The organism is Flavobacterium sp. B183 (genome assembly GCF_023539155.1).
Taxonomy (GTDB): domain Bacteria; phylum Bacteroidota; class Bacteroidia; order Flavobacteriales; family Flavobacteriaceae; genus Flavobacterium; species Flavobacterium tructae.
In genome coordinates this window covers 4,504,931-4,521,734 of record NZ_CP097434.1, presented here as the reverse complement: position 1 = coordinate 4,521,734, position 16,804 = coordinate 4,504,931, and the positions used below count along the sequence as shown (strand labels likewise).

Annotated in this window: 12 protein-coding genes; 9 read left to right on the top strand and 3 right to left on the bottom strand. The window is 35.5% G+C overall.

Annotated features, from left to right (window positions below; genetic code table 11):
* Positions 1–183: 183 nt before the first annotated feature.
* From M4I44_RS18785 to M4I44_RS18745, 9 genes are all read left to right on the top strand, one after another.
* Positions 184–1,077, top strand: a complete 894-nt coding sequence (locus M4I44_RS18785; RefSeq protein WP_249965729.1) for an AraC family transcriptional regulator — start codon at positions 184–186, stop codon at positions 1,075–1,077.
* 107 nt (positions 1,078–1,184) lie between these two features.
* Positions 1,185–2,102 carry a DUF6268 family outer membrane beta-barrel protein gene (locus M4I44_RS18780; RefSeq protein ID WP_249965728.1) on the top strand — a complete coding sequence of 306 codons (918 nt, stop codon included), beginning with the start codon at positions 1,185–1,187 and terminating at the stop codon, positions 2,100–2,102.
* 45 nt (positions 2,103–2,147) lie between these two features.
* Positions 2,148–2,561 (top strand): DUF2141 domain-containing protein, encoded by a 414-nt coding sequence (locus tag M4I44_RS18775; protein ID WP_089078351.1) that lies wholly within the window; start codon positions 2,148–2,150, stop codon positions 2,559–2,561.
* Positions 2,562–2,647: 86 nt separating this feature from the next.
* Positions 2,648–3,382 carry an ABC transporter ATP-binding protein gene (locus M4I44_RS18770; protein ID WP_249965727.1) on the top strand — a complete coding sequence of 245 codons (735 nt, stop codon included), beginning with the start codon at positions 2,648–2,650 and terminating at the stop codon, positions 3,380–3,382.
* Between the two features lie 3 nt (positions 3,383–3,385).
* Positions 3,386–4,321, top strand: coding sequence for an HlyD family secretion protein (locus M4I44_RS18765; RefSeq protein ID WP_249965726.1), 936 nt, complete (start codon positions 3,386–3,388; stop codon positions 4,319–4,321).
* 106 nt (positions 4,322–4,427) lie between these two features.
* Entirely contained in the window at positions 4,428–5,567 is a 1,140-nt protein-coding gene (locus M4I44_RS18760; protein ID WP_249965725.1) for an FtsX-like permease family protein, read from the top strand.
* A gap of 12 nt (positions 5,568–5,579) precedes the next feature.
* Positions 5,580–6,923, top strand: a complete 1,344-nt coding sequence (locus tag M4I44_RS18755) for a TolC family protein (RefSeq protein ID WP_249965724.1) — start codon at positions 5,580–5,582, stop codon at positions 6,921–6,923.
* 363 nt (positions 6,924–7,286) lie between these two features.
* Positions 7,287–10,505, top strand: coding sequence for a LodA/GoxA family CTQ-dependent oxidase (locus M4I44_RS18750; protein ID WP_249965723.1), 3,219 nt, complete (start codon positions 7,287–7,289; stop codon positions 10,503–10,505).
* 2 nt (positions 10,506–10,507) lie between these two features.
* Complete coding sequence (locus M4I44_RS18745; RefSeq protein WP_249965722.1) at positions 10,508–11,602, top strand: NAD(P)/FAD-dependent oxidoreductase; 1,095 nt, start codon at positions 10,508–10,510, stop codon at positions 11,600–11,602.
* A gap of 120 nt (positions 11,603–11,722) precedes the next feature.
* Here the strand turns inward: M4I44_RS18745 and M4I44_RS18740 are convergent, their stop codons facing one another.
* The 3 genes from M4I44_RS18740 to M4I44_RS18730 form a co-directional block, all read right to left on the bottom strand.
* Positions 11,723–12,256 carry a GNAT family N-acetyltransferase gene (locus tag M4I44_RS18740; RefSeq protein ID WP_249965721.1) on the bottom strand — a complete coding sequence of 178 codons (534 nt, stop codon included), beginning with the start codon at positions 12,254–12,256 and terminating at the stop codon, positions 11,723–11,725.
* Between the two features lie 492 nt (positions 12,257–12,748).
* Entirely contained in the window at positions 12,749–14,644 is a 1,896-nt protein-coding gene (locus M4I44_RS18735) for an FAD-dependent oxidoreductase (protein WP_249965720.1), read from the bottom strand.
* Between the two features lie 1,536 nt (positions 14,645–16,180).
* Positions 16,181–16,735 (bottom strand): fasciclin domain-containing protein, encoded by a 555-nt coding sequence (locus tag M4I44_RS18730; protein ID WP_166924822.1) that lies wholly within the window; start codon positions 16,733–16,735, stop codon positions 16,181–16,183.
* Between the last annotated feature and the right edge of the window lie 69 nt (positions 16,736–16,804).

Genomic DNA, 16,804 nt, shown 5'->3' with positions numbered 1-16,804 from the left:
TTTTTCTTTTGAAAGAACAGAACTTCGTTTGTGAATTTTAAATCACCTTAGTATTTTGTGGCAAAATTGAAGGCAACTCCAGTCTTGATACTATTTGTGAATAGGATAATTTTAATTGGTTGTATTCTATAGATCTAATCGAACCATTTCTTATGTTTGTAGCTCAATATCTAAGTTTTAAGTATGAGTAAGAGTATTAAAATTATTTCATCAGAAGAATTTCCAAAACAATTTATGTCTGATGCTTCTCTCGACTTTGATTTCTTAAAATCTCCCTTACAGATATATGATTTAAATACTACAACCGAGTATATCCAGATTCCGACCCCGCTTTTTAGGCCTGATTATAATTTTATGGTTCATGTTACCAGAGGTTATGCAAAACAGCAAGTCGATAATGAAGTGATATCCATAAATGAAAATGATGTTTTGTTTGTAAAACAGGGACATATTACTGCAATGAAAGAAATTGATCAGATGATAACGGGACATTTTATTTTATTTGAGGAGAGTGTTCTGAATCATATTTTATCGAAACAGGAACTAATACAGATTTTTGCCGCCAATTCAGTTCTTAAATTGCCTAAAGAGACCAGTATATGGCTTAATTCTTTATTTGGTTTATTAAGTCAGGAATTTCGTAATGAAAATTCCAATATTGAAATTTGTTATTCGATCATGCAGGCGGCTTTCCAGAAAATTCTTTTTTCAAATAAAGAACTGAATAAAACAATACATCGCAACAATGAGATCACTTTTTCTTTTAAGGAGCTGGTTTATAAATATCATACAGAGAATAAGTCCGTGACCTTTTATGCCGATAAATTAAAAATCTCTGTAAATTATCTCAATAGATGTATCAAGCAAACCACCGGAATAGCTCCAAAAGAATGGATAAACAATGTTAGTATTCTGCAAAGTCAGATACTTTTGCAAGATTTGACTAAAGATATTTCAGAAATTGCTTTTGCGTTGAATTACGAAGATCCTTCTTATTTTGGACGCCTTTTCAAAAAAATAACAGGTACGACTCCTTCTCAGTACCGAAATTCATTAAAGCAAGATTTGTCCGAGTAACGGCAAACTAAATCCTAGTAACAATTATTGTTTTAACTGCAACTTTGCCCTAAGAAAATCTTAGAGGGCTGATACAGCTTGTGTGTTTAAATTTAATAATTGTTATTTTGAAAAAAGTACTGTCATTCGTTTTAGTAACCTTGTTTTTTTGTTTTCCAAATAAGTTTTACGCTCAATTAATTACAGATGGTGCCGGGATGAGCATTACTGTGCATGGGAGAACTAACTTTAAGAATTTGTCAACTGTAGATCTGTACTATGGGAATAAATTCAAATACAATACTTACGATTTTTGGTTGCCAATACCCTCTTTTAAAATTGGAAAAACACGTATTCTCGGAACGGTCAACTACCGTGTTTTAGACTTTACATTTGATAGAGATATTGAAATTAGTCCGAATTACATCACGAAGATTAACGAAATCAAACCTACCATTGTTGTGCGGCATCCTATAGGAAAAAGATGGGCTGCTTTTGGAGTCTTAATCCCTACGATTGCTTCTGACTTTAAAAATTCGTTTTCGATGAACGATATGGTTTTCGATGGCATTTTTGGAGTTTCGAGAAAGTTTGGAGAAAAGTCCACTCTTGAAATCGGAATTGGTCCTCATGTTATGTATGCTTTTGGCAAGTTTTTAATAACACCTGCCGTATCTCTCGACTATAAGAGCAATAATGGTAAGTGGCTTGCTCAAATATACTGGCCAAGGGTAAATGTTTTTAGAAATCTGGGTAATAATACTCAAGTTGGTCTGGCCGGCTCGATTGACTGGACGCTTAACAATTTACAAAACTACAAGAATGATCAGGGAGAAGAGATCGATTATGCTCAGTTTTCGGCAATCCATGGTGGTCTGCAAATTAATCAGCGTCTTTTTGATGGCTTTTGGCTGCAACTGCAAGGAGGTTTAGGATTTGCCAACAAATACACACTTTTTAATTCTAATAATGACACCATTAGCAATTATAAAGCAAAAGAAACGCCTTATGTCAAAATGATGCTCAGTTATCGTTTTGGGAAATAAGTACGCAAACAGAATCACATTAAAAATTATAAAATTAAAGACAAAATGAAAAAATCTATTTTAAGCATTCTTCTATTGGGAGTATCGTATTTTACTAATGCACAACAGATAAAAACGAATGTTGATGTCCACAATGTTCAAAAAGGTAAAGGGACTGTTGTACTAAATGTATATGATAAAAAAGAAAATTTTCTCAAGCGAGCCTGCTTTACCAAAGTTCAAAAAGTGAATCAGGAAACGATGAAGTTTCAAATTGATTTGCCAAGAGGGACTTACGCAATTACGGTTTATCAGGATTTGGATAATAACGGAAAACTAAACAGTAACTGGTTGGGGATGCCAAAAGAGCCTGTAGGGAACAGTACGAATTTTATGCCGGATGGCGGGGCACCAACATTTCAGGATTGCTCTGTTTATATCTTAAATAATGACGCTACAATTAAAATAAATCTTTACTAAGGATTTTTGAAATTTTAGTTTAAAAGAGCCAGTCTTTTATAAAATGACTGGCATTACTAGGCAAACTTAAATCATGACATAAAATTATGGAAGAGATAAATTCTGAAAAAAAAGTTATTGCAGAGTTAAAGGGGGCTTGCAAGGAGTATCAAACCGGTGATACATTGATTACGGCTCTGGAAGCAACAACTATTCAGTTTAGAACCCGGGAGCTCACCTTAATAATTGGTCCTTCGGGTTCAGGGAAAACCACTTTATTATCGCTGTTAGGCTGTGTTATTTATCCAACAAAAGGAGATGTTTTTATTGATGGTCAACACGTAAATGCGCTTTCGGCTAAGGAATTATCGGCTTTGAGATTGAATAAAATAGGTTTCGTATTTCAAAGTTTTAATCTTTTAGCACCACTTAATTCTTTAGAAAATGTAATGATGCCGCTGCAGCTTATGAAGGTAAGCGAGCCTGTGGCTAAGAAAAAAGCAGAAAAAGCTCTTGAATTAGTGGGGATGAAAGACAGAATGAAAAATTTACCAAAAATGCTAAGTGGAGGCCAGCAACAAAGAGTTTCGATTGCAAGGGCATTGGTAACCAATCCGCCAATTGTGCTTTGTGATGAACCAACGGCTGCATTAGATGTAAAAAGTGTTGGTTTAGTAATGGAGGAATTAAAAGAACTTGCTCAAAATGGAAAAAGTGTAATTGTGGTTACACATGATATGCGACTTAAGAAGTTTGCAGACAGAATTATTTATGTGGATAGTGGAATTGCGACTGAAAATGAGAGTACAACATTTATAAAGAATCAATTAATCAAATTATAAAGAATGAAATATATTTTAATTTCTATAACGGCCCTTCTTTTTTTTAGCTGTAATAAAAAAGACGAAGTAAAACAGGGTCAGACAGGTTTTACTAAAGAAGTTCTTTCATCGGGTATTGTAGGAATCGGACGCGTTGAACCGGAGGAGAAATTGTCTTTATTGGCAACAGAAGTGGGTGGTGTTGTTCTGGCTATCCATAAAAAGGAGAACGATACAATTGGGAAAAATGATTTAATTATCGAATTGGATCATTCCGTTCAGGATGCTAAAATCGCCCGGATAAAAAGTCGGATTCAAACGCAAAAAGGGGAGATAGACATAGCACAACTGAAGCTAAAAGAGCAGAAAATAAATGTTGCAAACAAACAAATTGAATTAGAACGACTGAGAAACTTACAAGAAAAAGGCGCGGAAATAAAACAGAATGTTGATAATCTTGAAACAGAAACTAAAATTTTTCAAACAAATCTGGAACAATTGAAAAGTAAGGTTTTGGTTGAAAACTCCAGACTTGAGGAAATTAAACAAGAGCTGGAAGTGTCAAACCGTGAGTTGCAACAATATTTGATAAAAGCACCGGGTGATGGGCAAATTATGACAATGTACGCAACAAAAGGAGCTGCATTGTCACCCAGTCAGTCTTTTGCAGATTTTATTCCGAAAAGTAATTTGGTTGCTGCCTGTGAAATTGATGAGCTGTTTGCAGACAAAGTTAAAAAAGGTCAGAAAGCCACTATTCGCCAAATAGGTTCCAATAAAATTATTGGATCTGGCAGAGTAATTTTTGCGTCTTTGGCACTTAAACGCAAATCTATTTTTTCTGAAAAAGCAGAAGATCAGGAAGACAGAAGAGTGCGGGAAATAAAAATTCTGTTGAACAACCCAACGAAGTATTTAATTAATTCCCGGATCGAATGCGTTATTCAGGCATCAAAATAAGAAAGCATCAAAAACAAGCCTGATAGGGAATAATTTCATAGGGACTGGAAATGCCAATATAGAGGCATGAATTCCATATATAAAGGAAAATAAATAATAGCTAAGTATGAAATTTGGTATTAAAACAGCGTGGAAGTTTATTCGTTTCGATAAAACAAAAAGCATCGGAGTAGTGGTTGGAATAGTAATAAGTACTTTTCTCATTGGACAACAAATTGGGACATTTAATTTTTTGACAGGACTAATGAGTGTGTTGGTAAAAAATACAACAGCTGATATTTGGGTTGTTGATAATAAAACGACAGATGCCAATCAGCTTAGTTTGATAGATACCAGAAAAGAGAAAGAAATCAAGAGTTTGGAGGGAGTGAAAGAGGCATTTCCAATGGTTGTAACAAATGGTAAGGCAAAATTTCCTAACGGAACCAGTGCTGTTGTAAACATTATTGGAAGTGAATTTCCTTATTTTAAAGCAGGTCCGGATAGTGCAAAGGTTGTACAAGGGGAACTTTCAGATTTAGTACAGGAGGCAGCGGTGTCTGCAGATTATTTTGACCGAAATAATTTTGGAGGTTCGTCAAATGTTGGGACCAGTTTTGAAATCAATGGGAAAAGAGCAGTAATTACTTTGCAAACAAAAGGGATAAGAGGTTGGGGCGGTTATTTAATGTACACTACAATTGACAGAGCAAGATTTTACAGTAATATTCCTTCTACTGCTATAAGCGCTTTATTGGTAAATGTAAAAAAAGGGAAAGATGTAGACCAAGTTGTAGATCAGATCAATAATTCTATTTATGGAGTAAGAGCATGGCGGGCATCATCCTTGAGTTCAGCAACCATAAATAGTGTTTTGGCTTCTACAGGTTTAGGTGCCAGTACAGGATCCTTAGTAGGATTTGCCATTATTGCCGGTTTTTTTATTATTGGATTAACGATGTATTCATCTGCACTTGACAGAATTAAGGATTATGGAACGCTAAAAGCAATTGGTGCAACTGATGCATACATTAGGAAATTAATACTTACACAAGCCACTTTATTTGCTATTGTTGGGTTTATGATTGCTTTTATTTTCTTATTGGGGTTTAAGAACGGAATGTATCAATCGGGAATAGTAATAGATTTTAGTCCCGGAATACTTTTCATAATTCTAACAGTTACCTTCTCTATTTCGCTTTTCGGAGCTGTGTTTGCCATTAGAAGAATAAAAAATGTAGAACCTGCCTCTGTATTTAGAGGTTAAAAAGTTGTTAGAATGAAAAATAATGTATGGTATATCTGTTTTATAAGCTGTCTTCTGTTGTCAGGATTTTTTAAAATGAATGCACAAAGTACGATCTGGACCTTGGATAAAGCCATTGAAGCGGCACAAAAGAATAGAAAGATAGTAGCTTCACTGGAAAAAGAATATAAAATCAATCAATTAAAAACAAAAGAATTAAATGCAAAATATTTGCCCAGAGTAGCGTTGAATTATAATTATCAGTACAATCCGATTATTGCTACAAGTGTGTTACCGGCTGAAGCATTTAATTCCCATCAATCATCAGAGGGTATGATCCCGGTAAAATTAGGAGCTAATTATTCTCAAAGCGCAGGTCTTTTATTGCAACAACCTTTACTGGATATGGCTATTTCAAAATTAATAGCCGAATCGAAACTACAGGAGAAACTAGCTGCTTTAAGTGAAAACGAGGCAAAGCTGGAACTTACTTATGAAGTCTCAAAAGTATATCTAAATATAGTAGTTGCAGAAGAACAAGAAAAAGAAGCGGTTGGAGATACTGCACGTACAGCGCTGAGTCTGGAGACTATTAATCAAAAATACAAATACAAAAGAGTTTTAAAAACGGACGTAAACGATGCTAAAGTAACGCACAATAATGCGGTTCAAAAATACCGCAATGCCGTAAATAATGTATTGGTTTTGAAACAGTATTTCTTATACGTTATTGGAAATGAATCTTTGATTGCTGCTGCTGTGAAATTAGAAAAATACAGCGTAGAGGAAAGTATTGGCAATCTTGATGATAATCTAATTGAAGCATTGCCGCAAATTGAAATTTTGAAAACGCAAAATGAAGTATTAGAGAATAAGAAAAAACTGGAAAGAACTAAATATAGCCCCTTGATTACTATTAATGGTTATTTAGGAGCGGATCAATTTACAGAAAACCTAAATCCTTTCAAGCAAAATAGTTGGTATGGAAATAGTTATGTTGGTGTCTCACTAAAGTTACCTTTTTCTTTTGGAGAAAATACAGCAAAAAGAATTGATCAGTTAAAATTTCAGCAAAATCAAAATAAGGACAGAATTACAGAGAATATTAATAAAAGCAAATACAATGCTTTAAATGCCGCTACTGTTTACGCTAATGTCCTGGAACAACTAAAAACAGTGAGTGAAAACAGTAAGCTAACTTCAGAGATTGTAATGATTTACCAGGACCGATATAAATTTGATCAAATAGCCTTTAATGAACTAAATGATAAAGAGATCAAATTGCAAAATCTGGAATTATTTCAGAATCAGCTTAAAAAACAATTGATAGTCTCATGGCTCGATTGGAAAAAAGCGGCAGGAAAATTAGTCTGGTAAGTTTGAAGAGCATTTGCATAAGTATCATAGCAAACGGATAAACATTCCTTTCAGCTAAATTTTATTTAGGAATGAAAAAAAACAGCTTTGTAGGCATACCCTGTAAAGGTTGTTCAACATCCCGTACAGTCTTTTGTTTACATTTTTAGTTTTAAAAGTTATCGATAGGCTGTTTATAGGATTGCTAGTCCCATTTTATAAACAGTATTCGAAGTTGACGGAGTGCGAAGCATATCAGGAAGCTTTTATAAAAACACGTAAAACTACCTATATTCATTTGCAGGATAAATCTTATTTTCGTTAGGGTGTACTATCAATTAGATAGCTAACCATTGAGCCGTAACAAATCAATAACTACTAAATATGGACAACAAAAAACGAAGCATTGAAAAACCTACTGCAAACAACGTAAAATGTTGGGACAGTAGTGGCAGTACTGAAATGGTGACACTGCGTCTTAAGGAGATGTTTGTAGAAATGGGCCAAAAAACCCGAATTGAAAATGGGCAACACCCAGCCGAACGTGCTGTTTTTAGAAAACAACACGGTATCACTTATGGACAATTCGTAATCAATGAGGATATTCCTGAAAAATTCAAAAAAGGTATTTTTGCAGGTTCTAGTTTTGATTGTGCTGTTCGTTTCTCTAGTGATACAGGACCCACTTCACCGGACTTAAATTCCACTATTGGAGTGGGGTTGAAATTGTTTGGAGTGGAAGGACCAAAACTTTTTGGAGAAGGCCCTACTGCCGATTTCATTTTTCAGAATATCGATCGCTTTTTTGCTAGTGATGCACAACAAATGTGTGCGTTTACAACTGCTGGTGCTATTGATAGGGATTATGATTCTTATATCAATAAACATCCTGAATTAGCTGGTATTTTACAAGCTATGCAGAAAGAAGAAGCGAGTGTGTTAAGTACTGGTTATTGGGCTATTTTACCTTTTCAACTGGGAGAAAATCAAATTGTTAAATATCGTTTGGTTCCGGACGACACTTATAAAGGGGCACCTTTTGACGATGATAATTATTTACGTTTGGATTTAGAAAAACGTTTGCGCAATGGAGCTGCTACTTTCAGATTTGAAATTCAATTGCGTACTAATGAAGCAACCATGCCTCTTAATGATGCACAAGTAGTTTGGAGCACAGAGGAAAGTCCGTACATCTGTATTGCAAAGTTACATTTACCCCAACAAGATGTAACTGCGATTGGTCAGTCTGAATTTGGAAGCAATCTTTCATTCAATATTTGGAGAACTTTAGAAGTTCATAAACCTTTAGGCTCAATTGCAGAGGCTCGCAAAACCGTTTATGCTGCTAGTGCCGAAGCAAGGCATCAAGCCAACGGGCAACAGCTACAAGAGCCTAATGCCATAAATCCACATTTTAGAGGCAATACAGACGAGGATAGCAATTGTATTGTTAGAGCTGGTATTTATCCTCCTATTGGTGTAATGCGTGTAGGAACTAGTGAAGAAGAGTATTTTATAGGCCCTTTAGTAGACGAACCAGAAGCAAAAGAGGATGTTTATGCGTATCGGGATAAAACCGGAGCGATAAAACGTCAGGCCGCCCAATTTCGTATTTATGGTTTCAATGCTGCCGGAAAAGCGATTAAGGAACTAACTATGGATAATGCTAAGATTACCTGGCATTCGCATTTGGCCAATCAAAAATCATCGTGGTATCAATTTCAAATTGCCTTAGATATTCCAGATGCATCCGCTCCTAATGTTCCGCCTTCTTTATTAAGAAATATTGATGTAAAAGACCGGAGCCAGTTATTGATTGATGGTGGAGGCGAAAGTATCTCAGATCCTAATGTCACTGAAGGAAAAAAATTCACGGGGGAATTCATGGGACAATCGGTTTATTTGGGAGAAATGCACACCGACGAAAAAGGACGTTTAGTAATGTTAGGTGGTCATGGTAAATCGAAAAACATCAATGGCGACAGAGCCATTACCTTTGCTAACAATGAAGGTTGGTATGATGATATGTCAGATGGCCCCGTTACCGCCACAGTAGAATATGAAGGAGTAGCTCTTAATGTAGATCCTGCCTGGGTGATTTGCGCTCCGCCTGATTATGCTCCTATGCAAAAATCGGTTCGTACTATGTGGGATTTAATGCGTAGTGTGGCTGTAGAATCAGGAATGTTAGTAAGACCTGCAAGACCTTCTTTCTGTAAAGATATCTTGCCTATTTTTGAAAGAATGACCAATTTACAATGGGTAAATGCAGGATTTGCGGCTGCTTTTGGATGGGGTGGACAATTTAATTATACCAGTATAACATGGGTAAAAAAACTAAATGATCCTTCTTCTGCCAACTTAGAAATGCGTCGTACTATTTCCAATAATTTCCGTAGGTTTGATCAATCTGGTGCTGAAGCGCCGCAGCTATGGCCTTGGCTATATGGTGATGCAGTTGCCATTCCTACACAAGGTTCTGTGCGTCAACATTCCACCTTATCGCAGTTGCAATTGCAGTTTTTAGATCAATGGGTCGAAGGTGATTTTGATGCCGATTTTGTAGATAAAACAGGCTGTCCTTATATTCCACCTGTTAAAAAAATTGATGATTATTCGATTGCTGAACAACCAGACATGCTAACCAAAGCGGCCATGGATTTTTGCCTGGCTGATGCTTTTCATCCGGGTTGCGAAATGACTTGGCCTATGCGAACTTCTGGTATGTATATGGCTCCTTTCCGATTGAAACACGCTCCTAAAACACCAAAAACTGATTACCATTATTATGGCTCTACTATGAATAGTGATGTCTTGACTTTACCTGCTGGTCCTTTATTAGGTGGTCAGGTACCAGGTGGTGTGACGAGATGGATGGCTATTCCCTGGCAAACTGATACGGCAAGCTGCAGAGATGGTTACACGACTGCATACGATCCTTATCTGCCAACATTTTGGCCTGCCAGAGTTCCTAATAATATTTTGAGTGAAGAACGTTATAAAGAAACTTTAGATACTCACCTAGGAGAAGAGACACGCAGAGAAGCTTTTGCATATCGTTATTTTTGGTTGGATGATTTGCCTTTAGATGGTGAAGCTCCAACACAAACCAATCAGATTAATGCAATGGTGAAGTATTTTGACAAGTTAGCGATTGTACAACCGCGTCCGGGGATATCTGATGATCCTAATTTTCCACCAGAAATGCAAATTGGTATAATTCCTAATGACGAACAAAATCAACTGTTGTTAAAAGAAACGGAAACCCGATTACGAAAAATCTTAAATGACAACAAGCGTTTGGACAAGAAAGAAGAATCTTTATTAAATATTACTTTGGAACATTTGTCTAATGAAGGTTTGTTTACTGAACAAGTTGTAATAGAGAGCACTCGCGACCAACTATTAGAATTGGTTCAGGACGAATTGGTTCAGGATGAGACTTTAACAGGTGAAGTTCAAAAATTAGTTGATTTATTAGCTTCTAAAGCACATAAATTCACCAGAACAAGAACCGTTCCTCATTCCAGACAACCTAGAAAAGAGGTGGGTGTTCCGGAACAATTGGTTCGTTTCCAGCGTTTTATTCCAAAACAGTATTAGATTTGGCAACAGAAAAAACAGATGTATTAATTATAGGTGGCGGTATTGCAGGTTGCATTGCCGCCATTTCCTTGACAGATGCCTATCAGGTAACATTAGTTGATAAACTTCCTGAACCCACTGAGCGCATTGGAGAATCTTTAGCTCCAGCTTCGCAACGCATTCTAAAACAATTGGATTTATTGGAGGGGTTGGAAAACCAAGTAGGCATTTTGTACCGTAAAAGCGTAGGTATGCAGTCCTATTGGGGAAGCGACCAGGTGCATTTAGTAGACGATTTAAGAAATCCTGACGGTTTTGTTAAAAATTTGGACCGGCAAGCTTTTGAAGCCTATTTGAGAAGTGTTGCAGAAGCTAGAGGCGTACATTGTTTGTGGGGTTCTAAACTGCATAGTAGTTCTTATGAAAATTCTCGTTGGCAGGTGCAATTAAGAGCTAGTGATACCTCTTTGTATACTTCAACGATTTCTGCATCTTTTGTTATTGACGCTAGTGGGCGTCAATCGCATTTTGCACAGAGCCTGGGCATTAAACGACAAGTAGAAGATAAATTGATTGCCTGTTGGGTTACTTTACCTAATACCCGAACAAATGTTATGAGTACTATTTCAGCTAGTGAAAATGGTTGGTGGTATAGTACTGTTGTTCCTCATGACAAAAGGGTAGTGGCTTTTCATACCGATGCTGATTTAGTGGCTAAAAACGAACTTAAAACTACTGGCTCATTTTTGGAACTGGCAAAAAAAAATACGGTTATTTTATCTTTACTAAAAGAACATGAAAATGCTATTACCTTTAAAGGTTCAGTTGCTGCTAATTCAACTAAATTAAAACAAGTAGCTGGTCAACAATGGGTTGCTTTAGGCGATGCAGCACTAAGTTTTGATCCGCTATCTTCACAAGGTATGTACAATGCAATGGCTAGTGCCATGCAATTACAAACTTTGCTATTGCAGTACGGGTTCACTGAAACACTTCAAAAAATATATACAGAACAAACGGAACACATTTGGAGTCATTACCTAAAACACAAAAGTATTTTTTACCAAGCGGAAACCAGGTGGAGAACAGCTGCTTTTTGGGAGAGACGGTTGTGATGTTTACCTTTAGAGAGATGTTTCTATTTGAATCGAAAATAGGCAATTCTGTTTGATAAATTCGGGAAATTGAACAGTCTTATTTTTTTGTGACAAAGTAAGAGGCAACTCCAGTTTGGTTTAATTTTCAACATTTAGAGTCATAGAAGTATAATCATAAGAAATGTTATCGATTCTAAACATATCTTTTGTTATGCTCAATTCCTCAAAATTCATTTTTTTATAAAGTCTGGTTGCTGGAATATTATTTGTCAAAACTTGCAAATCAATCCAGCTAATTTGGCGATTAGCTCTGCAATAATCAATAATAAATGCTAACAAATTTTGACCAATTTTCAAATTTCTAAAATTACTGTCAACGCCCATTCCAAGTAAAACTCTATGTTCTGCATTTGGCTGATTTTGAGAACGGATGTCAATGTGTCCAGCAATTTTTTCTTCTTCATTTATTGCTATCCAAACTTTTCTCCATCCGGCTTTTTCATTCATTCCGTCCTCAAACTTTGCCTTCCATTCGTTTGAAAGTGTAGATTGCTGTTTAGAAAGTGGCTGGAAAAGAGCTGTTCCTTTCTGTCCATTTTCAGAAAGATGAATGTTCAAGTATTGAAAAAAGTCATCAAGTTTGTCTTTATTAAACTCTTTAATTGAAATCATTTTATTAATTGAATATTGGTGTGTTGTTATTGGCTAACCATTAACACAAATATATAGCTATTTTGGATTTGCAAACAAATAGGAGAGAAAAGGTTACCCTACATTTTTGTAATTAGTTAGTTTATGAAACTCTTCAATAGTTTTAAAAATAGGTGATTCCTTTTGATAAATTCAGGACGAGACATTTTTTAATTTTATCAGCTCTTTAAATTTAAAAAATCCAACACCTTTGGTGAAACTTTCAAATCAGATGGTTAGACCAGGGATAACTATGTTTAAATCATTTTGTAAATTGGCGTCCCAAATTTTAAATGACTTAAATTTTTATATTTGATTCTGACAGATGCGACATAACCTTAGAATAAAATAGTATCAAATTTCATGAATAAGTTAGCAGGTTGTTGTTTAGTGTAACAACTTCGAATCAAACAGTATAAAAAAAACGACGCAGAATACCTTCTGCGTCGTTCCATTCATTTCTGTTTAATTGATTTAGATACCTTCCACCATCAAACGAGTGTCTGGTAAATTTTTCAATGGCTGTATTTTTACCTCTGGTTTTGCCATTCTCGTAATTGCATTTAATGCGGCAGCAATAGCACCTTCTTGCCAACCAGGAAGGGAGGAAATTTGATCACCAACAATAAAAAAGTTAGCATTGCTCGCATTTTTTGTGTTCGGATCTATAATTCCAGATCCTTGTGCAATAGCGTTAAATTGTTTCGTTGAGTAGTTCGCATCTCCAACGGCTTGCCAATATGCCCAGCCACCTTTGATATTTGGCATATTTTGCCAAGCTATGGCAACGCCTTCTCCCAAGCCTTCGGCAAATTTATTACCGAATTTACTGGCATCATTTCGTGCTTTGGTAAGTCGCTCATTAACGGGTAATTTTCCCCAATCGTGTGCTACTTTATCAAAATTATAAGCGCCTGTGAGCACACCTTTTTCGTCTTGATACGCCGTAGATGGATACCAAATTTGTTGAATTTCATTGTCTGTCCAAGAGATTCCTCCAAAAATAGGTACAACTCCCACTTCGGATTTTTCAACTGCCATTGTCTTGAGATTTATTGGGCTTCCTTGCCATAAAGATCGATTTGCCTGCCAGCCCACTTTGGAGGTACAGGCTAAAAAACGCGGAACGTATCCGTCTTCTCGCGGTTCATAACCTGGAGCTTGTGTTGGTTCAAATTGTGCCACAAAAACGGCTTCTAAAGCATCTTTAAATTCAGGTTCAAGTCCCGAATTTAGGAGATCAGAATCTAGTATGTTTTTCAAAAAAGGCATCGCAAGGTTGCAAACACAATAATCAGCTTCGTAATAGATCGGTTCTTCTGTTCCAACTTGTCCAACCGAAATGATGTACTTCTCTTTAGTTGAGTCCCATTTTATTTTTTTTACAGGACTATTCAAAAGAATATTTCCTCCCAAAGCAGCCACTTGTTGAGCAAAAGCGTGTTGTACCTGATCCATTCCTCCAACGGGTTGAAATAAAGTAGGTTGCCAAAGAAAATCTGTAGGTTGATAGAATTTTGTACCTTCCCAAAATTTTGATTCGAGCAATTTATCAAAACTCAAAACATCGGCAACAATTCCAGCCGCAACACCAGGTAAAACTTCATATCCAGCGCGTGTTTTTCCATCCTCGAAGCCAGGTGATCCAGCTGTTGCGCTATAGGTTCCATCTACATCAAGCTCTCCGAAACTGATCATCAAACTTTGTAATTGTTCAACGCGTGTTTCAAGATCACTTTCGCTAATTCCCACTTGTGAATTGCGAAGTAATTCTTCCGCATTTTTGTATACCATGTGCGCCAACCAACCTCTTGTATTATGATCCAAACGACGGTAAACCATAGGTTCACCTCCAAAACTTTCGTCCTTTTGAACCAAATTAGATTCAGAGTTCATCACATATATTTCAACGTCTACCGAAAAACGTTTTAAGTAAGAAAGGAGTCGTTTGTGACTGCTTGGAATACGACCAGGACCTGCATTAAGGTAAGGTTCTGAGTCTCCTACTGGGCGTTTAAATCGAACAACTTGAGGTTCTCCAGGTTTCGAATCGAACAAATCACTGTCTGCATCTTCAATGAGTGTATCCCCTGTACGTAAGCTCATGCAGCGTCCTCCTGTTTTATGAGATGCTTCCAGAATGGTTACTTTTGCACCAGACTCCTGAGCGAGAAGTTCATACGCGGTGGTAAGTCCCCCAACACCAGACCCGATGATTATAACCTCTTTTCCTTCTAGTTGATTTGGACTAAGTTTAATCGCTTGATTGGTAATCGTGTTTTGCATTTTTGTTGCTTTAGCCAATGCGGCGAATGCAATTGATCTTGGATTGTTTTTTAAAAATTCCTGACGACTTTTGTACTGTCCCATTTTGTATAAATTTTATGTTAAAAAATAAAAAAAATGATTTCTATGGTATTGGTATTTTTTTGGGATAATCTCGAAAACGCTTTCTAACTCTAGATTTTATTTTCTGAAATGAAATTAATGATTGAAAATAAAAAAATGAAAAAGATGTCGTTAGTGAAGGTTTTTCTGTCGTGAATGGATGTTTTTTTGTTGTGAATAAAATTGATTTATTCCAATAAAATAAATTACTTAAGGTTATTGTATGATTGCGGTTTTATAAAGAAGATTAAAATATAAAAAAGTAAAGCCTACAATTATTCTGTCAGCCTTTTACTTTTTTTAATTAGATTTAAAAAGATCTCCATAAACTTTCGCTAATTGAATCTGCTTCTAAGTAATATCAGGTTCTGTCGCATCTAAAGCTAAGTTTTATCTTTGCCTTTTTTAAATTTTTAAACTGATGAATACGAAAGGTCATTGCTATCCGAAGTCTATTATATTGCAGACAGTATAATTTAAGCTTAGGTTTACATTAAGTTATCGGGATCTTGAGACGATTTTGCCGCAAAACTTTTGAGTGTTTTTACAAAGTTTGAAAACTGTCTTAAAAGAAAAAAACCTACGAATACTAGGATTTGCAGGTTTTATTATGTTTTCTTAGGCCCAAAAAAAAGTCCTGAAATGTTTCAGGACTTTTAGTGGGGAGAGCAGGATTCGAACTTTATGTGTTTAGATCCCGTCTTTGCTACGTATTTATAAATGTCTTGAACCTAATGCACCGATTCTGCACCCAAATTCAATTTTACTATTTCAATAAATCATGCACAAAAATTAAAACACTAACGAATAACTGACAGTAGTATTATTCTTTTTTGTACTACAAATATACCAAAAATACTTAATATTTACGGTTAAATGGAATTGTCACTTACACAGATTTTTCAGATTGAACTTTTCGTTTAACATATTTACAGTTTTAAATATGATTACATTATTTCAAGATTTGAAAACGAAAACTCAAGAGGAAAAAAATCTTTTTTAGAGATTGGGTGATTACAATATGGAAATTTAATTTCTGGATATGTAATTAATAATATTGAATTATCTTAATTTAAGTCCATTTCTAAACTGACTCTTTTTATTCGTTTTTTTACTGTTTAACTAGTACCTAGTTATAAAAAATAATCGATTTGTATGTCCTGTCGGGGGACCTCTACGGGACAAATTTCTATAAATTTTGTGGAAGATTTGAAGAGATTGGCTTACTGGAAGTAGGTACTGTCTTTTAGCGGCACTAAGAATTTGGTTTAGATGTCCTGTTGGGGATTGAAGCAGAAATATATTTAGTTTTATGTATTATTTTACCCAAAATAAAAAGAGACAGCCTTAATTTTTTGTAAAAAAAAAGATATCAATTCCTTACATTTAAAGTTTTGAGGTGGCAATAAAATGGTAATCAAAATATCTTATACAACTGAATATTAATATTTTGTCGCATAGTAATTATATAAAAAGCCCTGAAATTTCAGGGCTTAATTGTAATTTATTTTCAGCAAACTACATTTTTGGAAGCAGTACTGTATCCACTACATGTATGACACCATTAGATTGATTTACATCTGAAATTGTAACTTTAGCTTTATTGCCACTCTCGTCACTAATGTACAAATCTTTTCCATCCATCCAGGCAGTTAGAGTTCCGCCGCTAACTGTTTTTAAAGAAGCTTTTCCTTTACCAGCTTTTATTGCTTTTGCAATATCAGAACTATTCATTTTACCGGCTACTACATGATATGTCAATATAGTTTGTAATGATTTAATATTCTCAGGTTTCAATAATGTTTCAACAGTTCCAGCCGGCAATTTACTAAATGCTTCATTTGTTGGTGCAAAAACAGTAAATGGACCTTTACCTTGTAAAGTTTCAACTAATCCTGCTGCTTTTACTGCTGCTACCAAGGTGGTATGATCCTTTGAGTTTACCGCATTTTCTATAATATTTTTATTAGGATACATATCTGCTCCACCAACCATTACTGTTTTTTGTGCAAATGATGTCAATCCAAATCCTAATGCCAGGATTGCTGCTGCTAAAAATTTTCTAGTTTTCATAATTACTTTTTTTAAGTTATAAAGTCATTTACGCTTTAATATTCTTTTTGGTTTTAAAAGAGGTAAAAA